The organism is Thermus amyloliquefaciens (assembly GCF_000744885.1).
GTDB classification, from domain to species: domain Bacteria; phylum Deinococcota; class Deinococci; order Deinococcales; family Thermaceae; genus Thermus; species Thermus amyloliquefaciens.
Window position 1 is genome coordinate 1469808 of sequence record NZ_JQMV01000003.1, and the last position, 24330, is coordinate 1494137.

Consider the following 24330-nt stretch of genomic DNA (forward strand, 5'->3'; position numbering starts at 1 on the left):
GCCCTTGGGAAAAGGGCCGCCAGTGGGTAGAATGGCCCTATGGCGGTGCGGCCCCGGTTGGCAAAGACCTTAGCCCTTTCGGCCCTTTTGCCGGAAGCCCGCCGAGGGTTACCGGAAGGCGAGGACTACCAGATGGCCCCCATCGCCCATGAGCACAAAAGGCTACCGGACGGGCTTCCCCAGGCCTTGGCCAGCCGCGCCCACCTCCGCCCCCTTTGCCCCTTCGGCGAAGGGATCACCCCCCTTCCTGGGGCGGAACCCCTCTGGACCCCTCCCCTATGAGCCTGGCCAAGCGCATCATCCCCTGCCTGGACGTCCACGCGGGCCGCGTGGTGAAGGGGGTGAACTTCGTAAACCTCAAGGACGCGGGGGACCCAGTGGAGGCGGCAAGGGCCTACGACGAGGCCGGCGCCGACGAGCTGGTCTTCCTGGACATCTCCGCCACCCACGAGGAGCGGGCCATCCTCCTGGAGGTGGTGGCCCAGGTGGCGGAAAGGGTCTTCATCCCCCTAACCGTGGGGGGCGGGGTACGCAGCCTGGAGGACGCCCGGCGGCTTCTTCTGGCCGGGGCCGACAAGGTGAGCGTGAACTCGGCGGCGGTGCGGCGCCCTGAGCTCCTGGCGGAGCTCGCGGACCACTTCGGCGCCCAGGCGGTGGTCTTGGCCATTGACGCCCGCTGGAAGGGGGATTTCCCCGAGGTCTACATCGCCGGGGGGCGGATCCCCACGGGGTTGCACGCGGTGGAATGGGCGGTGCGGGGGGCGGAGCTGGGCGCTGGGGAGATCCTCCTCACCAGCATGGACCGGGACGGCACCAAGGAGGGCTACGACCTCAGGCTCACCCAGCAGGTGGCCGAGGCGGTGAAGGTGCCCGTGATCGCCAGCGGGGGGGCGGGGCGGAAGGAGCATTTCCTGCAGGCCTTCGCCGCCGGGGCCGAGGCTGCCTTGGCCGCCAGTGTCTTCCACTTCGGGGAGATCCCCATCCCCGAGCTCAAAGCCTACCTGGCGGAAAAGGGCGTGCACGTGCGCTTAGACTAAGGCCTATGGACCTGAGCGCGGTGCGCTTTGACGAACGGGGCCTCGTCCCGGTGGTGGTGCAAGACGCCCGCACCGGGGAGGTCCTGACCTTGGCCTACGCCAACCTCGAGGCCCTGGAGGAAACCCTAAGGACGAGGCAGAGCACCTTCTTTAGCCGCAGCCGCCAGGCCCTCTGGCGCAAGGGGGAGACCTCGGGGCACACCCAGGAGGTGGTGGAGGTGCTGCTGGACTGCGACGGCGATGCCGTGGTCTACCGGGTGATCCCCCGGGGCCCCGCCTGCCACACCGGGGAGCGCACCTGCTTCCACCGCCCCCTCCTCCCCGGGACCCCCGGCCTGGGCTTCGTGCTGGGCCAGGTTTACGCCACCATCCAGGAGCGCCTTAAGACCCTTCCCGAGGGGAGCTACGTGGCCAGGCTCCACCGGGAAGGGCTGGACCGCATCCTGAAGAAGATCGGGGAGGAGGCGGGGGAACTCATCATCGCCGCCAAGAACCAAAACCCGGAGGAGGTGCGCTGGGAGGCCGCCGATCTCCTTTTCCACCTCCTCCTGGTCCTGGCGGAAATGGGGCTGGAGCCGGGGGATCTGGCCCAGACCCTCTGGGCGCGCCATAAGCCTTCCGCCTCCGAAGCCCCGCCAAGCGGCTAAGGGCCCCATCCTGGCTTACGCCGCCACGGGGGCCGCCGCCCTTTCGGGAAGGGCCTTGCCCGTGGGCCACCCGGCCTATTCCGCCGAGGGCACCCCTTATGATGGAAGCATGGAAATCGAGCGCCGGTTGGTCCTCGAGGTGGTGCGGGTCACGGAGCAGGCGGCCTTGGCCGCCAGCCGCTATGCGGGCAAGGGGGACAAGGAGGCCGTGGACGAGGCGGGCACCGAGGCCATGCGCCGGGTGCTGAACGAGCTTCCCATACGGGGCACGGTGGTGATCGGCGAAGGGGAGATGGACGAGGCCCCCATGCTCTACATCGGGGAGGTCCTGGGCCAAGGGGGTGCGGAGGTGGACATCGCCGTGGACCCGGTGGAGGGCACCACCACCGCCGCCAAGGGCCTCCCCAACGCGGTCACCGTGATCGCCTTGAGCGAGAGGGGGGGCCTTTTCCACGCCCCCGACATGTACATGGAAAAGCTCATCGTCCCCCCGCCCGCCGCCGGGCTCGTGGACCTCACCTGGCCCGTTTCTGCCAACCTGAAGGCCCTGGCCCTGGCCCTGCAACGCGCCGTGGAGGACCTGGTGATCGTGGTTCTGGACCGCCCCCGCCACGAGCGGCTCATCCGGGAGATCCGGGAGGCGGGGGCCCGGGTGAAGCTCATCTCCGACGGGGACGTGATCGCCGCCCTGGCCGCCGCCATAAGGGGCACGGGGGTGCATGCGGTGATGGGCATCGGCGGGGCCCCGGAAGGCGTCCTGGCCGCCGCCGCCCTGAAGTGCCTGGGCGGGGAGATCCAGGCCCGCTTCACCCCGCAAAACGAGGAGGAGCGGGCCCGGCTTAGGGCCATGGGCGGGGACGAGAACCGCATCTACCGCACCGAGGACCTGGCCCCGGGCAAGGAGATCGTCTTCGCCGCCACCGGCATCACCGACGGGGACATCCTCCAGGGGGTGCGCTTCTTTGGGGGTGGGGCCCGGACCCATTCCATCGTCCTCGGCCACGCCACCCGCACCGTGCGGTTTATTGACTCCATCCACCTCTTTGAAACCGGAGCCCGGGTCACCATCCGCGTGTAGACTGAGGGCGTGCCCCGGCACGCCTACGCCGAGGAAGAAGCCCTGAGGGCCGCCCTGGATTTCTTCGGGGGGGATGAGCTCAGGGCCTCGGTCTTTCTGAACCGCTACGCCCTCCGCGACCCCGAGGGGAGGATCCTCGAGGCCACCCCGGAGGAGATGTGGCAGCGACTGGCCCAAGGGGCCGCCCGGGTGGAAAGGGGAGCCAAGCGGGAGTTTTTGTGGCTCTTCTCCGGCTTCCGCTTCGTCCCCGGGGGGAGGATCCTCTTTGGCCTAGGAAACTGGCGCCGGTCCACCCTCTTCAACTGCTACTACATCCCCATCCGGGAGGACTCCGTGAGGGGCATCACCCGCTTCCTGGACGAGGCCGCCCGCACCTTCGCCTACGGGGGTGGGGTGGGCACCAACGCCGACGTCCTAAGGCCCAAGGGGGCCAAGGTGGGGAACGCCGGGGTGGAAAGCTCGGGGGCGGTGAGCTTCATGGAGCTCTTCTCCACCCTGGCCGGGGTCATGGGGGCAAGCGGGGGCCGGCGGGGCGCCCTCATGCTCACCTTCTCCGACCGCCACCCCGACCTCCTGGCCTTTCTCCAGGCCAAAACCGACCCCGAGCGGAGCCGGGTGCGCCACGCCAACCTCTCCCTCAGGGCCACGGACGCCTTTTTGGAGGCCGCCCTGGCCGACGAGCCCTGGACGCTTTCCTTTACCACGCCCCGGGAGCGTATAACCCGCACCCTCCGGGCCAAGGAAGCCTGGGACCTGCTGGTGGAAGCCGCCTGGGCCAGCGCCGAACCCGGCCTCCTCTTCTGGGACCGGGTGAGAAGCTGGGCCACGGCCCAGTACGGGGGGATGGAGGTGGAGGGGGTCAACGTGTGCGGGGAAGTCCCCATGGAACCCTACGGGGCCTGCAACCTGGGAAGCCTCAACCTGGCGGCCTTCGTGCGGGAGCCCTTCACGGAAAAGGCGTGGCTGGACTGGAGAGGGTTGGAGGAGGCCACCCGTCTGGCGGTGCGCTTCTTGGACGCGGTGGTGGACCTGGGCAAAAACCGCCACCCCCTCCGCCCGCAAAAGGAGGCCTCCCTGAAAAGCCGCCGCATCGGCCTCGGGGTCATGGGCCTGGCGGACGCCTTCGCCATGCTCGGGCTTCCCTACGGCTCCGAGGAAAGCCTAAGGTTTGCCGAGGCGGTGATGCGCCGCATCAAGGAAACCGCCTACTGGGAAAGCGCCCACCTGGCGAGGCAAAGGGGTTCCTTCCCGGCCTTTGATCCCAGGAAGCACCTGGAAAGCCCCTTCATCCAAGCCCTTCCTGAGGCCCTCATCCGGGCCATAGAAAAGGGCCTGAGGAACGCCGCCCTCCTCTCCATCGCCCCCACGGGCTCCATCTCCATCCTGGCGGGGGTCACGAGCGGCATAGAGCCCATCTTCGCCCTCACCTACCTGCGCCACGCCGGGGGGCAGGTGTTCCTGGCGGAGCACCCCCTCCTCCAGCGTTACCGCAAGGAGCGGGGCGGGGAGATACCCGATTGGCCCACCGCCCACGCCGTGGACCCCTTCCAGCGGGTGCGGCTCCAAGCCGCCCTCCAGCGCCACGTGGACCAAAGCATCTCCTCCACGGTGAACCTGCCCCGGGAAACCCCCAAGGAGGTGGTGGAAAGGCTCTTCCTCACCGCCTGGAAGGAGGGGTGCAAGGGGATCACCGTCTTCCGGGAGGGAAGCCGGGAGGAGGTCATCGAACCCCTGCCCCCGGTGGGGGTTTGCACCTTCTGCCAGACGGCATGACCCGCTACCGCATCGCCACCCAACCCTACCTCCCCTACCCCGGGGAACGCCTGGCCCGCAGGAAGGGCCTGGGGGGTGAGTTTTACGAGCTCCGCCCCTACGCCCCGGGGGACGAGGTCAGGCGGGTGCACTGGCGGGCCTACGCCAAGACGGGAAGGCTCTACACCCGGGTGGAGACCGCCCCCAGGAGGAGCCGGTTCCGCATCCACCTGGACGAAAGCCCCAGCATGCGCCTCCACGGGAAGCTGGCCTACGGGGAGGAGGTGGCCAGGCTTCTTTTGAAACTCGCCCGCCAGGAGGACGCCTCCGCCCGGATGGACCGGGGCCGGCCCGAGGCCTTCCGCCGCGGCCCGGGGGTTCTCCTCCTCATCACCGATGGCCTAGATCCCCTTCCCTGGCCGAAAATCCTCCCCCGCCGGGCGATCCTGATCCAGATCCTGGCGCCCGTGGAGATATCCCCACCCCTCCAGGAGGTCCTCCTAAGGGACGTGGAAACCGGGGAAACCCTCCCCGCGGGGCCCGAGGAGGCGAGGGCCTACCGGGAAGCCCTGGAGGCCCACCTAAAAGCCCTCCGCCTCCTGGCCCTCCTCCGGGGCCGCTACGCCCTTTTGAAGGTGGGCGAACCCCCCTTGCCCGCCCTTCTGCGGCAGGGTGTGGTGGAGCCCGTCTAAGTACCCCGTCGTGGCTTGCGCCACGACGGGGGCCCCAGAAAGGCCTTCCCGCCCCTCGGCCACCCCCGCGCGTGGGCCCTCAGGGCGCCGGGGCGAAGGCCTCGAGGCCCAAGCCCCTCAGCCTCTCCGGATCCACGCCCCCTTCCCCCCACCCCGCAAGCCGCCAGTAGGTGCGCACCGCCTCCCGGAAGGCCACGGGGTCCAAGGAGGTCTCCGGGTTCCCCCTGCGGAAGGGCTGGAAGAAGCGCTCGGGGAGGCGGTCTTCTTCTGGGCCAATCCCCTCCCGCAGGTTGAAAAGCCGGGTGAGCTGCAGGGTCCTCTCCCCCACCAAGAGCATCTCCTCAGGGGAAAGCCGCCACCCCGTGGCGGCGTAGACCGCTTCCCGCCACTCCTCCGGGCTCCAGGGCACAAAGTCGCACATGACCAGGCTATTCACGAAGCCCCTTTCCCGGGTCTTGGTCCAGAGCATGCGGATCTTGGCCTCGGAGAGGTCCTCTATGGGAAGGGGCTGGAAGTCCTCCCCATAGAAGCGAAGCTCCCTCAACGCCTTCCCCTCCTTGGCGAAGGCGGTGTCGTGGAGGTTGTGGTTGTGGTCCGCCCCCGTGGGGCTCACCGCATACCCCACCCCCAGGGCCCGCTTGAAGCGGGGGTCATGCATGGGCACCTCCTGGCCCTTCACCTCCATGGCCAGCTCCGGGTGGCCGATGGCCTCCGCCAGGCGCCTGGCCCCCTGGGCCAAAAGCTCCCCCAGCCGCCCCTCCCTCCGGGCCAGCCGCTCGATGGCGGCGATGAGGGCGTCCCCATTGCCGAAGCGTAGGCCCAGGCCCTCGTCGTCCAAGTAGCCCCGCTCCACCGCCTCCATGGCGCAGGCCACGGTCACCCCCACCCCGATCACGTCCAGGCCGTACTGGTTGCAGAGGGTGTTGGCCTTGGTCACGGCGTAAGGGTCGGTGACCCCGCAGGTGGAACCCAACGCCCCAAGCCCCTCGTACTCCGGCCCCCCGTACTCCGGGCGCACGTCGTACTTGCCCGTGCCCTCGATCTTCACCACCTGCTTGCAACGGATGGCGCAGGCGTAGCAGGTGTCCCGGCCGATGCGGATGCCCAGGGCGTCCAGGCTGGTGCCGTCCAGGGCCTCGGCCCCCTCCAGGTAGCCGTCCAGGAAGTTGTGGCTGGGGAGCACCCCCCGCAGGTTGAAGGGCTTCACCGTGCCCACGGTGCCCATGGTGACCAGGCCCGCCGCCCGGTCCATGCGCTCCGCCGCCATACGCCGGGCAAGGGCCTTAAGAAGGGCAGGGTCGTGGTAGGCGGGCAAGGTTTCCTTCCGGGCCCGGGCGGAGACCGCCTTGAGCCCCTTGGCCCCCATCACCGCCCCCAAGCCCCCCCGCCCGGCGAAGTGGGCCAGGTCGTGGATGACGTTGGCGGTGAGGACCTGGTTCTCCCCGGCAAGCCCGATCTGGGCCACGCGGGTCTGGCCCCCATGGGCCTCCTTGAGGAGGGCCTCCACCTCGAGGGGGTCCTTGCCCCAGAGGTGGGAGGCCGGGTGGAGGGAGACCTCCCCCCCTTCCACGTGCAGGTAGACGGGCTCCGCCGCCCGGCCCAGGACCACCAGGGCATCCAGGCCGGCGTTTTTCATCTCGGCCCCGAAAAACCCCCCAGCCTCCGCGTCCCCGTAACCCCCGGTAAGGGGGCTTTTGGCGGCCACGGTGTTGCGGCCTGAGCCCGAGATGGGGGTGCCGGTGAGGACGCCAGGGGCAAAGATGAGGGCGTTTTCCGGGCCTAGGGGATCTGCCCCCTTGGGTACATGCTTCAAAAGCAGGTGGGCGGAAAGGGCCCTGCCCCCAAGAAACCGGCGCCAGAAGGCCTCGCCGTAGCTCTCATACCAGATCCGCCCTGTGGAAAGGTCCACGAAGGCCACGCGGTCGTGATAGCCCTTGGGCATAGCTAAAGTTTAACCCCTGGAGCCTTGGCCCCAGGGGCCTATCCGGGGTCCCACCCTGGCCGGGGCCAGGGTGGGGCGGATCAGCGGGTCCTCCCCGCCAAAAGATCCTCGGCCAGCCTCTGGGCCTTGTCCAGGGCCGCCTTGGGATCGGCCTTGTTCAGGATGGCCTCCTTCACCGCCTGGCCCAGGATGTCAAAGCGGATCTGCTCCCACTCCGCCAAAGCCGGCTCAAACTTGGCGTAGCGGCTTTGGCGCACGATGGTGGCGAAGTCGGGGTTCTCGGCGGCGTAAGCCTGGTAAACGGGATCCTTCAGGGCGGCCTCGGTTACGGGCACGTACCCGGTGGCGGTGGTGAAGACCGCCTGGGCCCTGGGGGAGAGGACGAACTGGAGGAAGTCCTTGGCCACCGCCTGCTCCTCCTTGGAGGCCTGGCGGAAGACCACCAGGTTGGTGCCCTGGACCAGGCCGAAGCCCGGCTGCCCCTTGGCGCGGCCCGGAAGGGTGGCTACCCCCAGGTCAAACTTGGCCCCCTGGCGGTAATAGGTGTAGCCCGCGGAGGTGTCCACGCTGAAGGCGTAGGGGCCGGAGCCCAGGTTCTGGTTGATGTAGCCGGAGGTGATGGCCTTGGCCCAGCCCTCCTTCACCCCGTTTTGCAGGAGGGTAAGGGCCTCCACCGCCTCCTTGGAGTTCAGGACCAGTTTGCCGTTTTGCAGGTAGCTTCCCCCCAGGTTGAAGAAGAAGTAGGCGAAGGTGGAGGCGTCGGGCTGGAACCAGTAGACGGGGCCGCCCTCCGCCTGGGAAAGCCTCTTGCTGGTGGCCACGAACTCCTCCAAGGTGGTGGGCACCTTGGCCCCGTGCTTCTTCAGGAGGTCCTTGTTGTAGTAAAGGACCTGGATGCTCTTGTTGAAGGGCACCCCGTAGACCACGCCCCCGAAGCGCACCGCGTTCAGGAAGCTCAGGTTCACCCCCTGGAGCTTGAGCCCCAGGGACTCCACGGGCAAAAGGGCCTTGGCCTCCAGGTACAAGGCGATGTTGTTCTCGTAGGCCTGGGCCATGGCCGGCACCTTCCCCGCGGCGAAGGCGGCCTTGATCTTGGTGGAGAGGTCCCGGTAGCTCCCCTGGGGCACCGGACGCACGCACCGCCCCTGCTGGAGCTTGTTGAACTCCACCACCAGGTTTTCCAAGGCGGCCTTAGGCGCCCCGCCGGTGAAGCCGTGCCAGAGCTCAGCCACCACCTTGGCCTTGGCGCACTGCTCCTTGATGACGTCCTCCGGTTTGGCCTGTTGGGCCAGGGCCAGGCCCAAGGCCGCGGTCAGCAACAGGACTCTTTTCATACCCTCACACCTCCAAGGGGAGTATACCGCGTCTATTGTCAGAAGATCTTCAGGCTCACTTGAGCCCTGACCGGGCGATGCCCTGGATGAACTGGCGCTGGGCGAAGAAGTACCCCAGGATCACCGGCAGGATCACGAAGGTGCTGGCGGCCATGAGGGCCCCGTAATCCGAGCCCGCCTCGGAAACGAAGGCCTGCAGGCCCAGTTGCACCGTGCGCATCTCCGGGCTTTGGGTGACGATGAGGGGCCAAAGGAGGGCGTTGTAGGCCCCGAGGAAGGTGAAGATGCCGTAGGAAACCAGCCCGGGTAGGCTCAGGGGCAAGGCGATGCGGAAAAGCTGGGTCAGGTATCCCGCCCCGTCAATCCGGGCGGCATCAAAAAGGTCCTGGGGCAAGGAAAGGTAAAACTGCCGGAGGAGGAAGATGCCAAACACCGAGGCCAGCCAGGGGACGACGAGGGCATAGTACGTGTCCAGCCAGCCCAGTCGGGCCAGGAGGACGTAGTTGGGGATGAGGAGCACCTCCCCCGGCACCATCATGGTGGCTAGGATCAGGACGAACACCGCCTCCTTGCCGGGAAAGGGAATGCGGGCCAGGGCAAAGGCGGCCAAGGCCGCCAGGAAGAGCCCCACCGCCACCTGGGTCAGGGCGGTGAAGAAGCTATTGAAGAAGTAGCGCCCCCAAGGGGCAGCGTGCCAGGCCTCGAGGTAGTTGTGGAACACGTACCCCAAAACCCCAGGGACCGCGTTCACCCACTCCAGCCGCCAGTACTCCCCTTGGGAGCGGAGGGCGTCGGGGGGCAAGGGCGCTTCCAGAGGAACCTCCTTGGGCCAAAGCACCACCAGGGGGAGGACGCGAAAGGGGGCCTCCGTGGCGTTGGTAAGCCGCACCCGCCAAGCCCCTTCCCGGTAGGCCACCTCCACCCGGGTGCCGTCCGCCCGGGGGTCAAAGAAAGCCCCAGGGGTGCGGGGCACAAAGGCCCGGGGAGGGCGCGCGGCATCCCCAGGGAAGACCAGCTCCACGCTCCTTCCTGATCCCAGCCCACCCCAAAGGGGGCTATCCCCCAGCCGGGCCGCCTGGAACCAGTTCGCCGGCTTCATGCGCTCGGGAATCCAGATGGGCTTCGCCTGCAGGGCCTCCTGGGGGCTTTTCAGGCTGGTGGCCAGCATCCAGTAAAAGGGGAAGGCCATGACCAGCCCACCCGTCAGAAGAAGCAGGTGCACGAGCAGGGCACCGGGTCTAAATCTCATAGTTCACCCGCCTCTCCAAAACCCGCCTTTGGACCAAGGTAAGGATCAGGATGAGGAGAAAGGTCACCATGGCGATGGCGCTGGCGTAGGAGAAATCCGAGTCGCGGAAGCCCTTGTTGTAAAGGTAAAAGGCCAGGGTCAGGGTGTCCTGCAACACCCCGGCGGTGGGGGTGAGGACGTAGACCTGGGTAAACACCTGGAAGGCGCCGATGAGCCCGAGGGTGAAGAGGAAAAAGGTGGTGGGGGAAAGGAGGGGCCAGGTGATAAGCCGGTGCTTTTGCCAAAAACTCGCCCCATCCAGCTCCGCCGCCTCGTAGTACTCCTTGGGGATGGCCTGGAGCCCCGCCAGGAGGATCACCACCTGGTAGCCCAGAAAGTGCCACACGCTCATGACCATGATGGCCACGAAGGCCAGGCTGGGGCCGGCCCAAAACCCCTGGAGGGGGATCCCCAGGGGCTCGAGGAGAAGGGCAAACACCCCCTTGGGGGTGTTCAGCCAGTCTAGGCCTGGGGTGCCGAGCACCCAGTTGAGAAAGCCAAACTCCGGGTGGTAGATCCAGCGCCACACCGCCGCCGCCGCCGTGAGGGCGGTGATGTAGGGGAGGAAGTAGAGGGTGCGGTAGAACCCCAGGAAGGCCACCTGGGTGTTGAGGAGGATGGCCACCCCCGTGGCCAGGAGAAGACCCACCGGCACGGTGAAGACCACGTACCAGAAGGTGTTGCCCAAAGCCTTCCAGAAAAGGGGGTCTTGGAGGAGGATGCGGTAGTTCTCCAGCCCCGCAAAGGCCGCGGGACGCAGGAAGTTCACCTTCTCAAAAAGGCTCAGGTAGAAGGCGTAAAAGGTGGGGAAGACGTGCCACACCAAAAGCAGGGCCAAGGCAGGCCAGACCAGGGCCCAGCCGTAGAAGGCTCCCTGTTGCTTCTCGCTCAGGGTACGCCCGAAGAAGACAGCGAAGAGCAGGGGGGCCAGGAAGGGAGCGGGAGGAACCCAGGGGGCCAAAAGACCCAGGAGGAGCAGGGCGTAAGGCAGGCCATGGCGGAGGCCCCAAAGGGCCAGGAGGGCGTACGCCCCTAGGCCCACCTCCAGCGCCCAAGGCGGCAGGAAGCGGAGGCGCTCCGCGTATGCCGCCAGGGTGAGCAACGCCCCCAGGCTCAGAAGCAGGTGGAGCGGAAACCCGCGCATTCCGAGCCGGAGTATATCAAGGGCCTTTAGGATAAAGGCCATGTGGACCCTGACCCTGGACACCGCCACCCCCTACCTCTCCCTGGGGCTCTTCCAAGGGGAGGAGGGTTTGGGAAGGGTGGTGCGGGTGGAAAGGCGGCACGAGGAGGCCCTATTCCCCCTCTTGGACGCGGTTCTGGCCGAGGTGGGCGCCCGCAAGGAGGAGATCGGGGCCCTGGTCCTGGGGGAAGGCCCAGGGTCCTACACCGGCCTCCGCATCGCCCTGGCCGCGGGGCTGGGCATCGCCCTGGCCCAAGGGGCTAGGGTCTACGGCGTGGGCTCCCTCCTGGCCGCCTGCTGGCCCTTTTTAGAGGAGGGCGGCCCTCCCCTAACCCCCCTCTTCACCGCCAGGAACCGCCTTTACTACGGGGCCACCTACGCCAGGCGGGAGGGAAGGCCCAAAGAGCTTCTCCCTCCCCGCAAGCTCCAAGCGGAGGAGCTCCCCCAAGCGGGCCTCCTCCTGGACCCACCCCCGGACCCCCGGGCCCTCTACGAGCTCCTGCCCTTCGCCCGCGAGGGGGTGGAGCCCCTCTACCTCTGAGGCCTCAGTCGGCGGCCACCTGGGGTGGCCGGGGCAGGCGGTACTGGTAGCTGGGAAGGGGTTCTTGGAAAGGGGTGCCCCTAAGTCTCTCCGCCATGAGCACCAGGTTCTCCCCGGCGATGCGGGCATCCTCCAGGAGCTCCGGGTTTTCCTTAAGGGTCACCGCCCCCCGGCGGTGGGCGTAGACCAGGCCCAGGGGGGCCAGAACGAAACCCATGTAGCTGAGGGGCAGGAGCATCTGGGAAAGGGCCTGGCTGGCCCCTTCCTCTTCCGCCACCGCCAGAAGGGCCATGGGCTTGCCCAGGTTCAAGAGGCCCTGGTTCTCCATGGAGGTCATGCGCTCCAGGAGGGCCTTCATCCGGGCAGAAACGCTGAACCAGTAAACCGGGGTGGCGAAGACCACGGCGTCGGCGTTCAGGAGCTTCTCCGCCACCTTGCCAAACCCGTCCCAGGGCCCCTGCACGCAGGTCTCGGGGCCGCAGGCGGTGGGGTCCAGGGAATAGTTCCCCACGCAGAAGGGAAAGGGGTGCTTCACCAGGTCCAGGCGCTCCGTGGTGGCCCCCTTGCGTCTGGCCGCCTCCAGCACCTCGTCCAGCAACTCCGCCGTAAACCCGTCCGTCCGTGCCGATGCGTTAACGCCGAGCACGCGTAAGCCCATACCTATCACCCAAACACTAAACCCCTTTTAGCATAGCATGCGCACCCTAAGGCCGCCAAGGCCCCGCCACAAACTCCCCCATCCCCCGGGCCCGCACCGGATACCCCCTGAAGGCCCCCTCCCCCACCACCGGGCCCTCCCAGTACGCCACCCGGGTGGTGCGGGAAAGGATCTCGCCCTCCCGGAAGAGGGGGCGGAGCACCAGGTCCAACCCCGGCCCCAGAAGGCGCCAGGAGAGGGTGTAGGTGCGCCCCGAGGGGCTGGTCCAGGCCTCGAGGGGCACGAAGGCCAGCTCCAGGGCCTCCGCCCGCCCCAGGGGATCCACCCGGCTCCCCAGAACCTGGACCACCTCCCCCGACCGGCCCTTCACCTGGTAGGCCATGAGCTCGGAGCCGTCCGAGAGGTGGAGGCCGAACCAGTCCCAGGTGGCGGAAACCCCGGCGAACTGCTCCCCCCACTGGTGGTCCAGCCAGGCCTCCCCCTGGGCTTCCTCTTCCCGGATGCGGCCCCGGACCTCCGCCCGGGTGTAGGACTGGTAGTAGAGCCGCCCCGTCTCCTGGGTGCCCGAGTAGCCGGGGGGGTGGACCACGGGAGGCTTCAGGGGAAGGAAGGTGAGGTCCAAAGGACCGGCCACGAGGCGGAAGGCCTCGCCTTCCCGCCAGAACCGCCAGCCGGAAACCTCCAGGAAGGGGCCCGGCGCCGCCTGGCCCCGGGGAGCCCAGAGGTCCTGGTCGGAAACCTCCAAAAACACCCTCTCCCCCGTGCGCAGGTCGGTGAGGGCCAAATGTATGGCGTGGAAGGCCCCGAAGAGGCTTCCCGGAAGGCCCAGGATGCGGTAGCCAGGGGGAGGATAAGCCTTGAAGAAGGCGTAGTGGAAGGCGTAAGGCTCCGCCCACCCCGAGGCGTACCACCACTCCACCTGCGCCGGCCTGGGGTCCCAGTCCCTGGGATCGGGAAGCCTCTTGGGGTCCACCCCCAGGAGGGCGGGGGCGCAGGCCCCAAGGAGCAGGGGGAGGAAGAGGAGGCGCCGCACAACCCCACTCTATCCGGGAAGCGCCCGGGCTTGTGTGGCCTTGGCCGTAGACTGGGGGGCATGACCGACACCCACGCCCACCTGGACTTCCTGGAGGAGGAAGAGCTGGCCGAGGCCAAGGCCCACCTCCCCGAGCTCAAGGCCGTCCTGACCCTGGGGGTGGACCCGGGCCGCTGGGAGAAGACCCTGGCCCTAGCGGAAGGGAACGTCTACGCCGCCGTGGGCCTCCACCCCACCTCGGCCCACCTCCTCTCCCCCGAGGTGGAAGAGGCCCTGAGGCATTACGCCCGCCACCCCCGGGTGCGGGCCATCGGGGAAAGCGGCCTGGACTATTACTGGACCCCCGAGACCAAGCCCGCCCAGCTCAAGGCCCTGGACTTCCAAGCGGCCTTGGCGGAGGCCTTGGGGCTTCCCCTGGTCCTCCACGTGCGGAGCAAGGACGGGCAGGCGGAGGAGGACCTGGCCGCCTGGCTTATGGCCCACCGCCCCAAGAGGGTGGTTCTCCATGCCTTCGGGGGACACCCGGCCCTCGAGGCGGCGGGCCTTCGGGTGGAAGCCTACTTCAGCTTCGCGGGACCCCTCACCTACAGGAAAAACCAGGCCCTGCGGGAAGCCGCCCAAAGGCTCCCCCTGGACAGGCTCCTGGTGGAGACCGACTCCCCCTTCCTGCCCCCAGAGCCCCACCGGGGAAGGCGCAACCTCCCCCACCTCGTGCGCCACACCCTGGCCAAGCTGGCGGAGGTGCGGGGGATGGCCTGGGCGGAAATGGAGTCCATCACCGACGAGAACGCGGCCACCTGCTTCCGGTGGACGTAAAGCCCCCCGCCAGATCCCCATGGGGCAGAATGGAGAGCGGCATGAGAAGGTTCCTTTTACTCCTCTTCCTCCTCCTACCCGCCCTGGCCGCCCCCAGGCTGGTGGTGGAACCGGAGGACGGGGTCAAGCCGCTACTGGACCTCATCGCCTCCGCCAAGGAGGAGGTCCTGGTGAAGATGTACCTCTGGACCCCAAGCCGCCTGGACGTGGTGGAGGCCTTGGGGGAGGCCGTGGCCCGGGGGGTGAAGGTGCGGGTCCTCCTGGAGCGGGAGCCCTCCGGGGGGCGGGTGGACCTCTCGGTCTACCAGGCCCTTAAGGACCGGGGGGTGGAGGTCCGGCTCACCACCCCCTTCCGCTTCGTCTTCGTCCACGAGAAGAGCCTGGTGGTGGACCGGAAGCTGGCCTGGGTGGGCACCATGAACCTCACGGGCAGCTCCTTTAGCGCCAACCGGGAGTACGCCCTCCTCCTGGACGACCCCAGGCAGGTGGCCGAGGTGGTCCAGGTCTTTGAAGCGGACTGGGAGGGTAGACGCCTGGACCTCTCCAAGGCGCTTCTCGTATGGGCTCCCAGCCGCACCCTGGGCGGGGTCAAGGAGGGCAACGCCCGGGAAACCCTCCTCGCCCTCATCCGCGGGGCCAAGAGGGAGGTCTTCCTGGAGCACCAGGCCATGGCCGATCCCGAGGTGGTGGCCGCGCTCAAGGAGGCCCTGGCCAAGGGGATCCGGGTCCGCCTGGTGGGCAGCCCCCAGGAACCCGGGGACACCTACTTCCTGGCGGGGGCGGAAGAGCTCAGTCAGGCGGGGGCGGAGCTCCGCTTCCTACCCGACCCCTACGTGCACGCCAAGGCCCTGGTGGTGGACGGGGAGGTGGCCCTTCTGGGGAGTCTGAACCTGAGCGCCAACTCCCTGAACGCCAACCGGGAGCTCGCCGTGCGCTTCACCCGCCAAGAGGCCCCGGAGGCCTTCGCCAGGCTCCTTTCCGTGATGGAAAGGGACTTCCAGGCGGGCCTCAGGGAAAACCCCTTCGCCCTGCCGCCCCTGGCCGAAACCATCCCCTGGCAGGAGGCCCCCAAGCATTTCGGGCGCATCGCCACCGTGGAGGGGGTGATCCAGCAGGTGGAGGACAGGGGCACCGTGGCCTTCCTCCGGTTTGGTACGGGGGAAAGCGACCTCAGGCTGGTGGTCTTCCCCAAAAGCTACGCCCTCTTCCGCCAACCCTTCCCCCAAAGCTACCTGGGGAAGAAGGTCAGGGCCAGGGGGCGCATCGTCCTCTACGCCGGGTACTACGAGATCGTGCTGGAGGATCCCTCGGCCCTCGAGGTGCTGGATGGAAGCCCTTAGGGCCCTGGGTTACGAGGTGAGCCCCATAGAAGGGGGCTTCTACGGGGAAAAGCGCCGAGGGGGCCTGGTCTACCAGGTTTTCTACGCGGAAGGGGGGGACGTGCGCCTAAGGCGCCTCCGCTTCCTCAAGGAGGAAGCCAGGCCCCTAAGCCTGGCCGGGGTGGAAGGAGAGTGGGCGGCCCGGTACCAACTGGAGGAGAACTTCTTTGCCGTGGTGCCCTTGGAGGACCTGCCCTCCTTGGTCCTGGCCTTTGAGCGCCTTGACCTGGGGAAAGAAACCCCCTAAACTCAGGGGCAATATGCGTCTGCCCCAGGGTAACAACGCCTAGACGGGGGGCAAGGCCGTCCAGCCCCCCGGTCCCCCATGGCCGGGGGGCTGGACCTTAGGAGGAGGGAGCATGCGGGTTCTGGTCAAGGACTTGAGGCGGCATCTCGGCGAAGAGGTGGAGCTTTTGGGCTTTCTCCACTGGCGGCGGGACCTGGGCAGGGTGCAGTTCCTTCTGCTACGGGACCGAAGCGGCATCGTGCAGGTGGTGACCGGGGGACAGAAACTCCCCTTGCCCGAAAGCAGCCTGCGGGTAAGGGGGCAGGTGGTGGCCAACCCCAAGGCCCCGGGGGCCTCGAGGTGCAGGCCAAGGAGATGGAGGTCCTCTCCCCCGCCCTGGAGCCCACCCCGGTGGAGATCCCCAAGGAGGAGTGGCGGGCCAGCCCCGACACCCTTTTGGAATACCGTTACGTCACCCTAAGGGGGGAAAAGGCCCGCGCCCCTCTTAGGGTGCAGGCGGCCTTGGTGCGGGGCTTTAGGCGCTACTTGGACCGGCAGGACTTCACGGAGATCTTCACCCCCAAGGTGGTGCGGGCGGGGGCCGAGGGCGGCTCGGGGCTTTTCGGGGTGGACTACTTTGAGCACCGGGCCTACCTGGCCCAGTCCCCCCAGCTCTACAAGCAGATCATGGTGGGGGTGTTTGAAAGGGTCTACGAGGTGGCCCCGGTCTGGCGCATGGAGGAGCACAACACCAGCCGCCACCTGAACGAGTACCTCTCCCTGGATGTGGAGATGGGGTTCATCGGGGAGGAGGAGGACCTCATGCGCCTTGAGGAAAACCTCCTCCAGGAGATGCTGGAGGAGGCCCTAACAAGCGCCGGAAGCGAGATCCAGCTTCTGGGGGCGGAATGGCCCTCCTTCCCCAAGGACGTGCCCCGCCTGACCCACGCCGAGGCCCGGAGAATCCTCAGGGAGGAGCTGGGTTACCCCGTGGGTCAGGACCTCTCCGAGGAGGCGGAGCGCCTTTTGGGCCAGTACGCCAAGGAGCGCTGGGGCTCGGACTGGCTCTTCATCACCCGCTACCCCAAAGCCCTCCGGCCCTTTTACACCTTTCCCGAGCCCGACGGCACCACCCGGAGCTTTGACCTCCTCTTCCGGGGCCTGGAGATCACCTCCGGGGGCCAGAGGATCCACCGCTACCCGGACCTGGTGGAAAGCCTAAAGGCCAAGGGCATGGACCTGGAGGGCTTCAAGGGCTACCTGGAGGTCTTCAAGTACGGGATGCCCCCCCACGGGGGGTTCGCCATCGGGGCGGAAAGGCTCACGCAAAAGCTCCTAGGCTTGCCCAACGTGCGCTACGCCCGGGCCTTCCCCCGGGACCGGCACCGCCTAACCCCGTAAACCCCGCTGGGGCCTCCGCCCCAACGAGGCCCTAAGGAAAAGCCTGCTAACTACCCCGTCGTGGCTTGCGCCACGACGGGGGCCCCAGAAAGGCTTCGGGCAGCTTCTACCCGTCTATTGCGGCAACCCGCACGCAACGGCCCTTAGAAGCGGTCAAAGAGGATGGCCCGCTTGACCTCCTCAATGAGCTGGGTCACGGGGATCTCCCGGGGGCAGGCCTCGGTGCAGTTGTAGGCGGTGCGGCACCGCCACACCCCGCTCCCGGAGCCCAGGGCCTTGAAGCGCTCCCTCTTCCCCCGGTCGCGGGAGTCAAAGATGAAGCGGTGGGCCTGGACGATGGCCGCGGGGCCCAGGTACGTCCCGTTGACCCAGAAGACCGGGCAGCTGGTGGTGCAAGAAGCGCAGAGGATGCACTTGGTGCCGTGGTCAAACCGCTCCCGCTCCTCGGGGCTTTGCAGGCGCTCCCGCGCGGGAGGGGGCTCCTCGTTGATGAGGTAGGGCTTGACCGCCCGGTAGGCGGCGAAGAAGGGCTCCATGTCCACGATCAGGTCCCTCTCCACCGGCAGGCCCCGGATGGGCTCCACGGTGATCACGCTTCCCAGGTCCTTCACCAGGGTCTTACAGGCCAGGCGGTTTTTCCCGTTGATGAGCATGGCGTCGGAGCCGCAGATGCCGTGGCCGCAACTGCGACGGAAGGCCAGGGTGCCGTCCTGGTCCCACTTCACCTTGTGCAGGAGGTCCAGGACCCGGTCGGTGGGCTCGGCCTCCACCTGGTAGGTCTGCCAGGTGGGCTTTTCGTGCTTGGCGGGGTCAAAGCGGAGGATCTTCAGGGTAACCTGCATGGCGCCTCCTAGTAGGTGCGGGCCTTGGGCTCAAAGCGGCCCAGGACCACGGGCTTGTAGCGGAAGGCCACCTTCCCATCGGCCACCTTGTAGGCCAGGGTGTGCTTGAGCCAGTTCCCGTCGTCCCGCTCGGGGTAGTCCTCCCGGGCGTGGGCCCCGCGGGACTCGGTGCGGTTTAAGGCGGAGTGCACCAGGGCCTCGGAGACCTCGAGGAGGTACCCCAGCTCCAGGGCCTCCACCAGCTCGGTGTTGTAGGCATCCCCCTTGTCCTCTATGGAGATGTTCCGGTAGCGGTCCATGAGCTCCTTCAGGATCTCCACCTGCTTGGCGAGGAGTTCCCCGGTGCGGAAGACGGAGGCGTGGTCCATCATGGACTGCTGGAGCTCGGCCCGAAGCACCGCCACCTTCTCCTTGCCGGTGGAGTTCTTGATCCGCTCAATGCGCTCGCGGCTTTCGCCCAGGTGGTCGGCCTTAAGCTCGTGGTAGTCGGCGTCCTTGGCGAAGCGGGCGGCATGGATCCCCGCGCGCCGACCAAAGACCACCAGGTCCCCCAAGGAGTTGGTCCCCAGGCGGTTGGCCCCGTGCAGGCTCACGCAAGCCGCCTCCCCGGCGGCGTAAAGCCCGGGCACCACGGTGTTCTTCTCGTCCTGGATCACCTGGCCCCAAAGGGTGGTGGGGATGCCCCCCATGGCGTAGTGGGCGGTGGGCATCACCGGCACCGGCTCCTTCAGGGGGTCCACCCCCAGGTAGATGCGGCTGAACTCGGTGATGTCGGGAAGCTTCTTCTCAATGACCTCTGGCGGCAGGTGGGTGAGGTCCAGGAGCACATGGTCCTTCTTAGGACCCACCCCCCGGCCCTCCCGCACCTCCAGGTACATGGCCCGGGAGACCATGTCCCTGGGGGCCAGGTCCTTGATGGTGGGGGCGTAGCGCTCCATGAAGCGCTCCCCCAGGGCGTTCCTCAGGATGCCCCCCTCCCCCCGGGCCCCCTCGGTGAGGAGGATGCCCAAGGGGTAGAGGCCCGTGGGGTGGAACTGGTAGAACTCCATGTCCTCCAGGGGGAGCCCCTTGCGGTAGAGGATGGCCTGCAGGTCCCCGGTGAGGGTGTAGGCGTTGGAGGTCACCTTGTAGATGCGGCCAAAGCCCCCCGAGGCGATGACGATGGCCTTGGCCTGGAAGAGGTGAAGCTCCCCGGTGGCGAGCTCGTAGGCCACCAGCCCCTTGGCCACCCCATCCTCCAGGATGACGTCGGTCACATGGAACTCGTTGTAAAAGGTGATGTTATGCTTCACGCACTGCTGGTAGAGGGTCTGGAGGATCATGTGCCCGGTGCGGTCCGCGGCGTGGGCCGCCCGGTGCACCGGGGCCTTGCCCCAGTCCTTGGTGTGGCCGCCGAAGCGGCGCTGGGCAATCTTGCCGTTCGGGAGCCGGTCAAAGGGGAGGCCCATGTGCTCCAGCTCCAGGACCGCCTCGATCACCTCCTTGGCGAAGACCTCGGCGGCGTCCTGGTCGGTGAGGTAGTCCCCCCCCTTCACCGTGTCAAACATGTGCCACTCCCAGTGGTCCTCCTCCACGTTGCCCAAGGCCGCCCCTATCCCCCCTTGGGCGGCCCCGGTGTGGCTTCGCGTGGGGTAGAGCTTGGTGATCACCGCCACGTCCGCGCCTTCCCGGGCCGCATAAAGGGCTGTAGCCAGGCCCGCGCCGCCTGCGCCTACCACGATGACCTCGTGTCTGTGCGCCATACTAGTTCACCCCAAAATCATGGTTGAAAAGGGAAAGGCTCCCCAGAAGGAAAAGAAAGGCTATCAGGCTGTAGAGCACCGCCTTGGTCCAAAACCGCCTGGAGGGGTTACGAACCCAGTCGTCCAAGACATAGCGAAGCCCATTGGCTCCGTGCAACAGACCCAGGGCCAGGATCAAGAGGTCGTAGATCTTCCAGGTGGTCTGGGAAAGCCGCTTGGCCACGTAGTCGTAGTCGATCTTGTTGAGGTCCATAAGGATGGCGTTCATCCACATGTGGCCCAGGAGCAAAAAGACCAGGACCACGCCGGAGATGCGCATGAAAACCCACCAGTAGAGCTCGAGGTTGGTGCTGGCCTCGAGCCTCGCCTCCTGATACCGCTTGGACCTAATCGCCATGGCTACCCCCAAGAATCCCGCCCCCGATCTTCACCAAGAAGGGCAGGTAGAAGACCACGAAAAGAACCCAGACCCCGTACCAAAGCTGACGTTGGTAGCGCACCCCCCAGGAGGTGAAGTCCATGAGGATGATCCGGAGGCCATTGAACCCGTGGTAGATCACCCCGGCGATGAGGAGAAGTAGCCCAAGCTGGAAGACCGGTTGATGGTAGAACTTCATAAGGGCGTTGGACACCTCCGGTCCCCACATGGCGCTGGAAATGTTGGCCACGTGAAGCATCAGGAAAACCAGGATCCCTAGACCCGAGAGCCGGTGCAGGTAAAACGCCCACTGCCCTTCTCTTCCCCTGTACATGGCACCTCCTTACCGGCCGCCATCATACCACTTTCCTTAAGGAGAGTGTGGGACACAGCTTATACCACCCCAGCCCAAGGCGAGGCGGGGCACCCGCCCGGCTCCCCCATCGCCCCCAGGGTGCCAAGCTGCCCTTTATACCCCCTACCCCTATTTTGGGTCCAAGGAAAGGGATTTTCCTCTTCCCACCCCCAAGCCCCCCCCAGGGCCAGGTTCCCCGGGCAAGCCCCCGGGGTTTTCCCGCCTGGAGACGTGGTATTGACAGGGGGGGGAGGGGGGGCATAATGGGGGGCGTGCCGCGGGGGGATACCCCGGGGGGCACGGGAAGGAGGTGGTTAGGATGGAACTCTTTGGGTTCGGCCCGCATCTCATGGTGGACGGCTACGACGCCAACCCCGAAAAGCTCCGGGATGCCGAGTTGGTGCGCCGTGTCCTGGACGAGCTCCCCGAGGAAATGGAGATGACCAAGGTGCTCCCCCCCTTCGTCTACAGCTACGGGCCTCAAGGGGAGGATGGGGTGACCGGGGTGGTGATCATCGCCGAAAGCCACATCGCCATCCACACCTTCCCCAAAAAGCGCTTCCTTTCCATAGACATCTTCTCCTGCAAGGCCTTTGACATGGCCCAGGTGCTGAGAAAGCTCACCGCGGTCTTTGAGATCGGCCGCTACGAAACCTACATGATCAACCGGGGCAAGGAGTTCCCCAAGGACCCCGAGCTGGCCCGGAAGATCGTCCTGGGGGAGCGGGAATACCTCGAGGCCCGCGTGGGCTAAGGAAAAGGCACCCCCTTTCCCGGGCTTGCCCCGGGTTTTTCATTTTGGGCTCATCCTTCCTCTCTAGGTTATAGGAGGAGGCTTAGGTATGGTGCGCAAGGTGCTCACCCTGGTTCTTCTAGTCCTCGGCGTGGCCTTAGCCCAGGGCTTCCGCGGCCTTTCCCTAGGCACCCCCTATCCGGAGATCGGGGTGCAACCCGGGGAGAGCGTCAACCTCACCCTCACCCTCAAGAACCATGGCCTTCCCCCGGGGGTGGTCCGGGTCCAGGTGGCGGAGGCCCCGCAGGGCTGGCAGGCCAGCCTCATCGGCGGAGGCCGTCTGGTGCGGGCGGTTTACCTGAGCCCGGACGGGGAAACCACCCTTACCCTTCGCCTCCAGCCCCCCAAGGAGGTGAAGCCCGGCACCTACCGCTTCCTGGTGCGGGCCGAGGGGCTGGGCCATACCGCCAGCCTTCCCATCGGCCTGGTGGTGGGGCAGGGCCTGCCGCAGAGGCTGAGCCTCGAGGCGGAGCTCCCCATCCTCAAGGGTCCTCCCACCAGCTCCTTCCGCTACCGGGTGACCCTGAAGAACGAATCCGACCGCGACCTCTTGGTCTCCCTGGAGTACGAGGCCCCCAAGGGGTGGCAGGTGTCCTTCACCCCTGCCTTCTCCAGCCAGCAGGTGACCAGCCTGCCCATCAAGGCCGGGGAGAGCAAGGACCTGGACGTGGAGGTCTCCCTGCCTAAGGACACCAAGGCGGACACCTACGGCCTCACCCTGAGGGCCGTGGCCGGGGAGGCCAAGGCGGAGCTGGGGCTTACCCTGGAGGTCACGGGCCGGCCGGAGGTCCGCTTCACCACCAAGGAGGGGCGGCTTTCCGGCCAGGTGGTGGCGGGCCGGGAGAACGCGGTCAAGCTCCTGGTGAAGAACGAAGGGAGCGCCCCGGCCAAGAACCTGTCCTTTAGCGCCATGGAGCCCTCGGGCTGGGAGGTGAAGTTTGAGCCCGACAAGCTGGAGGCCCTGGACCCTGGCCAGGAGCAGGAGGTGACCGCCCGCATCAAGCCCTCCCCCAAGGCGGTCACCGGGGACTACATGGTGACCCTTAGCCTTTCCGGGGCCGAGGGCCTCTCCGAGAGCCTGGACTACCGGGCCACGGTGGTGCGCTCCAGCCTCTGGGGCCTGGTGGGGGTGGGCATCATGGCCGTGGCCCTTTTGGTCCTGGCCTTCGCCGTGAACCGTTTCGGCCGGAGGTAGCATGGCGGTCATCGAAACCCATGGCCTCACCAAGCGCTACGGCCGGGTGGTGGCCGTGGAGGACCTGAACCTGGAGGTGCAGGAGGGGGAGGTGTTTGGCCTCCTGGGCCCCAACGGCTCGGGAAAGACCACCACCATCCTCATGCTCCTGGGCCTCACCGAGCCCACCCGGGGCAAGGCCCGGGTCCTGGGCCTGGACCCCATGCGGGAGCCCCTCAAGGTCAAGGCCCGGGTGGGCTACCTCCCCGACCAGGTGGGGTTTTATGGGGAGCTCACCGCCTGGGAGAACCTGCGCTACACCACCCGCCTTCTGGGCCTTCCCGAGGCCGAGGCCAAGGCCCGCATAGAAGAGGTGCTCAAGCGCATGGGCCTGTGGGAGGTGCGGGACCGAAGGGTCTCCGCCTTCAGCCGGGGGATGCGGCAGCGGCTTGGGCTTGCCGAGGTCCTCCTGAAGAGGCCCAAGGTGGCCATCCTGGACGAGCCCACCCTGGGCCTGGACCCGGAGGCCGCCCGGGAGTTTCTGGAGCTCATTAAGGGCCTGAAGGCGGAGGGCATCACCGTCCTCCTTTCCAGCCACCTCCTGCACCAGGTGCAGGAGGTCTGCGACCGGGTGGGGCTTTTCCACAAGGGCCGCCTGGCCCTTGTGGGCACGGTGGAGGAGCTGGCGCAGCGGGTCTTAGGGGGCGGGTACGAGATCCAGATGGAGGCCAGCCCGGGCCTCGAGGAGGCCTTCCGCCGCCTGGAGGGCGTGGTCCGGGTGGTGGCGGAGGGCGGGCGGTACCGGGTCCTAGCCACCCGGGACCTCCGCCCCCAGCTGGCCCGGATGGCCACGGAGCAGGGCGAGCTCCTAAGCCTCTCGCTGCACCACCCCAGCCTGGACGAGGTGTACGCCCACTACTTCAAGGAGGTGGCCCATGCGGCGTGAAGGCTCCCCTTGGACCGGGCTCTGGGCGGTCTTCTTCAAGGAGATGGCCGACCACCTCACGGGCCTGAGGATGCGGATTCTAGAGGGGCTGATCCTCCTTTCCGCCCTGGCCGCCGTCTACACCGGCACCCGGACCCTGCGCCAGACCGTGGGGGAGGACCCCTTCCTCTACCTCAAGCTCCTCACCACCGCCCAGGACCCCTTGCCCTCCTTTGTGGGCTTCCTCTCCTTCTTCGTGCCCCTGGCCGCCATCGCCTTGGCCTTTGATGCGGTGAACGGGGAGCACGTCCGGGGGACGCTTTCCCGTATCCTCTCCCAACCCATCTACCGGGACGCCCTCCTCTTTGGCAAGTTCCTGGCAGGCCTCGGCACCCTGGCGGTGCTCCTCACCGCCCTTTTCCTCCTGGTGGTGGGCCTTGGCCTCTTCACCCTGGGGGTGCCCCCCGAAGGCGAGGAGATGGCCCGGGCCCTCCTCTTCCTCCTGGCCACCCTGGCCTACGCGGGCTTCTGGCTCGCCCTGGGCCTCCTTTTCTCCGTGCTGTTCCGCCAGCCGGCCACCGCCGCCTTGGCGGCCATCGGGGTCTGGCTCTTCTTCGCCGTTTTCTTCCCCATCCTCACGGATCTTGCGGCCAATGCCCTCCTCCTGCGGGCTGACCCCTTTGACCCGGAAAGCCAGCTCAGGCAGGCAAGCCTGGCCCTCTGGATCTCCCGGCTTTCCCCCAACACCCTCTATGCGGAAACCCTCACCGCGGTCCTGAACCCGGCGGTGCGCTCCCTGGGCCCCATCCTCATCACCCAGCTGGAGGGTGCGGTGCTGGGAACCCCCCTTCCCCTCTCCCAGAGCCTCCTCCTCATCTGGCCCCAGCTCACCGGCCTCGTGTCCTTGGTCATCCTCCTCTTCACCCTGGCCTACGTGAGCTTCCAGCGCCAGGAGGTCCGGGCCTGAGAAACCCCCTTGGGGCTCGCCCCCTGGAACCCAAAGCGCCGGTCATGGGGGTGGCCAGATGGGGGCCTCGCCCCTGACCAAGGCAAAGCAAGGCCTTTTTGGTCCCC

24 protein-coding genes and 1 pseudogene are annotated in these 24330 nt (G+C 67.3%); 15 read left to right on the forward strand and 10 right to left on the reverse strand.

The window, feature by feature from the left end; all coding sequences use genetic code 11:
* Positions 1-39 precede the first annotated feature (39 nt).
* The 6 genes from BS74_RS07850 to BS74_RS07875 all read left to right on the forward strand — a co-directional run bounded on the left by BS74_RS07850 (position 40) and on the right by BS74_RS07875 (position 5206).
* Positions 40-282, forward strand: coding sequence for a hypothetical protein (locus BS74_RS07850; protein ID WP_038057671.1), 243 nt, complete (start codon positions 40-42; stop codon positions 280-282).
* Positions 279-1037 carry an imidazole glycerol phosphate synthase subunit HisF gene (gene hisF / locus BS74_RS07855; RefSeq protein ID WP_038057675.1) on the forward strand — a complete coding sequence of 253 codons (759 nt, stop codon included), beginning with the start codon at positions 279-281 and terminating at the stop codon, positions 1035-1037. Before BS74_RS07850 ends, hisF begins: the two co-directional genes overlap by 4 nt.
* Before the next feature lie 5 nt (positions 1038-1042).
* Complete coding sequence (hisIE, locus tag BS74_RS07860; protein WP_038057677.1) at positions 1043-1684, forward strand: bifunctional phosphoribosyl-AMP cyclohydrolase/phosphoribosyl-ATP diphosphatase HisIE; 642 nt, start codon at positions 1043-1045, stop codon at positions 1682-1684.
* Positions 1685-1793: 109 nt separating this feature from the next.
* Positions 1794-2762: a class II fructose-bisphosphatase gene (gene glpX / locus BS74_RS07865; RefSeq protein WP_038059040.1), complete on the forward strand. Its 969-nt coding sequence runs from the start codon at positions 1794-1796 to the stop codon at positions 2760-2762.
* 9 nt (positions 2763-2771) lie between these two features.
* A complete protein-coding gene (locus BS74_RS07870) occupies positions 2772-4535 on the forward strand; it encodes an adenosylcobalamin-dependent ribonucleoside-diphosphate reductase (protein WP_038057679.1) in 1764 nt (587 codons plus the stop codon).
* Entirely contained in the window at positions 4532-5206 is a 675-nt protein-coding gene (locus BS74_RS07875) for a DUF58 domain-containing protein (RefSeq protein ID WP_038057682.1), read from the forward strand. Before BS74_RS07870 ends, BS74_RS07875 begins: the two co-directional genes overlap by 4 nt.
* 79 nt (positions 5207-5285) lie before the next feature.
* On the opposite strand, the gene BS74_RS07880 is transcribed toward BS74_RS07875, so the two are convergent.
* From BS74_RS07880 to BS74_RS07895, 4 genes are all read right to left on the reverse strand, one after another.
* Positions 5286-7148: an aldehyde ferredoxin oxidoreductase family protein gene (locus BS74_RS07880; protein ID WP_038057684.1), complete on the reverse strand. Its 1863-nt coding sequence runs from the start codon at positions 7146-7148 to the stop codon at positions 5286-5288.
* Between the two features lie 80 nt (positions 7149-7228).
* A complete protein-coding gene (locus tag BS74_RS07885) occupies positions 7229-8482 on the reverse strand; it encodes an ABC transporter substrate-binding protein (protein ID WP_038057686.1) in 1254 nt (417 codons plus the stop codon).
* A gap of 55 nt (positions 8483-8537) precedes the next feature.
* Positions 8538-9731, reverse strand: a complete 1194-nt coding sequence (locus BS74_RS07890) for a carbohydrate ABC transporter permease (RefSeq protein ID WP_038057689.1) — start codon at positions 9729-9731, stop codon at positions 8538-8540.
* Positions 9721-10914, reverse strand: coding sequence for a carbohydrate ABC transporter permease (locus tag BS74_RS07895; RefSeq protein ID WP_038059043.1), 1194 nt, complete (start codon positions 10912-10914; stop codon positions 9721-9723). The genes BS74_RS07890 and BS74_RS07895 overlap by 11 nt, the downstream gene beginning before the upstream one ends.
* A 40-nt stretch (positions 10915-10954) precedes the next feature.
* Between BS74_RS07895 and tsaB the strand changes: the two genes are divergently transcribed.
* On the forward strand, positions 10955-11494 hold the full coding sequence (gene tsaB, locus BS74_RS07900; protein WP_038057691.1) for a tRNA (adenosine(37)-N6)-threonylcarbamoyltransferase complex dimerization subunit type 1 TsaB: 540 nt from the start codon (positions 10955-10957) through the stop codon (positions 11492-11494).
* A 4-nt stretch (positions 11495-11498) separates the two neighbouring features.
* On the opposite strand, the gene BS74_RS07905 is transcribed toward tsaB, so the two are convergent.
* Positions 11499-12152: a flavodoxin family protein gene (locus BS74_RS07905; protein ID WP_038057693.1), complete on the reverse strand. Its 654-nt coding sequence runs from the start codon at positions 12150-12152 to the stop codon at positions 11499-11501.
* A 46-nt stretch (positions 12153-12198) separates the two neighbouring features.
* Positions 12199-13185: a lipocalin family protein gene (locus tag BS74_RS07910; RefSeq protein WP_038057695.1), complete on the reverse strand. Its 987-nt coding sequence runs from the start codon at positions 13183-13185 to the stop codon at positions 12199-12201.
* A 60-nt stretch (positions 13186-13245) separates the two neighbouring features.
* On the opposite strand from BS74_RS07910, the gene BS74_RS07915 reads away from it, so the two are divergent.
* The 4 genes and pseudogenes from BS74_RS07915 to aspS all read left to right on the forward strand — a co-directional run bounded on the left by BS74_RS07915 (position 13246) and on the right by aspS (position 17007).
* A complete protein-coding gene (locus tag BS74_RS07915; protein ID WP_038057697.1) occupies positions 13246-14001 on the forward strand; it encodes a TatD family hydrolase in 756 nt (251 codons plus the stop codon).
* 41 nt (positions 14002-14042) lie between these two features.
* Positions 14043-15341, forward strand: a complete 1299-nt coding sequence (locus BS74_RS07920) for a phospholipase D-like domain-containing protein (RefSeq protein ID WP_038059046.1) — start codon at positions 14043-14045, stop codon at positions 15339-15341.
* Positions 15328-15627 (forward strand): hypothetical protein, encoded by a 300-nt coding sequence (locus tag BS74_RS07925; RefSeq protein WP_038057699.1) that lies wholly within the window; start codon positions 15328-15330, stop codon positions 15625-15627. The genes BS74_RS07920 and BS74_RS07925 overlap by 14 nt, the downstream gene beginning before the upstream one ends.
* A 112-nt stretch (positions 15628-15739) precedes the next feature.
* A pseudogene (aspS, locus tag BS74_RS07930) lies at positions 15740-17007 on the forward strand (aspartate--tRNA(Asn) ligase).
* 143 nt (positions 17008-17150) lie between these two features.
* Here the strand turns inward: aspS and BS74_RS07935 are convergent.
* From BS74_RS07935 to sdhC, 4 genes are read right to left on the reverse strand one after another with little or no spacing between them, the layout of a single operon-like run.
* Positions 17151-17849, reverse strand: a complete 699-nt coding sequence (locus BS74_RS07935; protein ID WP_038057701.1) for a succinate dehydrogenase iron-sulfur subunit — start codon at positions 17847-17849, stop codon at positions 17151-17153.
* Positions 17850-17857: 8 nt separating this feature from the next.
* Positions 17858-19591 carry a succinate dehydrogenase flavoprotein subunit gene (gene sdhA, locus BS74_RS07940; protein ID WP_038057703.1) on the reverse strand — a complete coding sequence of 578 codons (1734 nt, stop codon included), beginning with the start codon at positions 19589-19591 and terminating at the stop codon, positions 17858-17860.
* Position 19592: 1 nt separating this feature from the next.
* Positions 19593-19988 carry a succinate dehydrogenase hydrophobic membrane anchor subunit gene (locus tag BS74_RS07945; protein ID WP_038057705.1) on the reverse strand — a complete coding sequence of 132 codons (396 nt, stop codon included), beginning with the start codon at positions 19986-19988 and terminating at the stop codon, positions 19593-19595.
* Positions 19978-20343, reverse strand: coding sequence for a succinate dehydrogenase, cytochrome b556 subunit (sdhC, locus tag BS74_RS07950; protein WP_038057711.1), 366 nt, complete (start codon positions 20341-20343; stop codon positions 19978-19980). Before sdhC ends, BS74_RS07945 begins: the two co-directional genes overlap by 11 nt.
* Positions 20344-20683: 340 nt before the next feature.
* Here sdhC and speD point away from each other — a divergent pair, with 340 nt between their 5' ends.
* The 4 genes from speD (at position 20684) to BS74_RS07970 (ending at position 24223) form a co-directional block, all read left to right on the forward strand.
* The gene (speD, locus tag BS74_RS07955) at positions 20684-21118 is read left to right on the forward strand and encodes an adenosylmethionine decarboxylase (RefSeq protein WP_038057714.1); all 435 of its coding nucleotides are present in this window, start codon (positions 20684-20686) and stop codon (positions 21116-21118) included.
* 88 nt (positions 21119-21206) lie between these two features.
* Complete coding sequence (locus tag BS74_RS07960; RefSeq protein WP_038057717.1) at positions 21207-22352, forward strand: NEW3 domain-containing protein; 1146 nt, start codon at positions 21207-21209, stop codon at positions 22350-22352.
* A 1-nt stretch (position 22353) separates the two neighbouring features.
* Positions 22354-23277, forward strand: a complete 924-nt coding sequence (locus BS74_RS07965) for an ABC transporter ATP-binding protein (RefSeq protein WP_038057718.1) — start codon at positions 22354-22356, stop codon at positions 23275-23277.
* The gene (locus BS74_RS07970) at positions 23267-24223 is read left to right on the forward strand and encodes an ABC transporter permease (RefSeq protein WP_038057719.1); all 957 of its coding nucleotides are present in this window, start codon (positions 23267-23269) and stop codon (positions 24221-24223) included. The genes BS74_RS07965 and BS74_RS07970 overlap by 11 nt, the downstream gene beginning before the upstream one ends.
* The last annotated feature ends 107 nt before the right edge of the window (positions 24224-24330 follow it).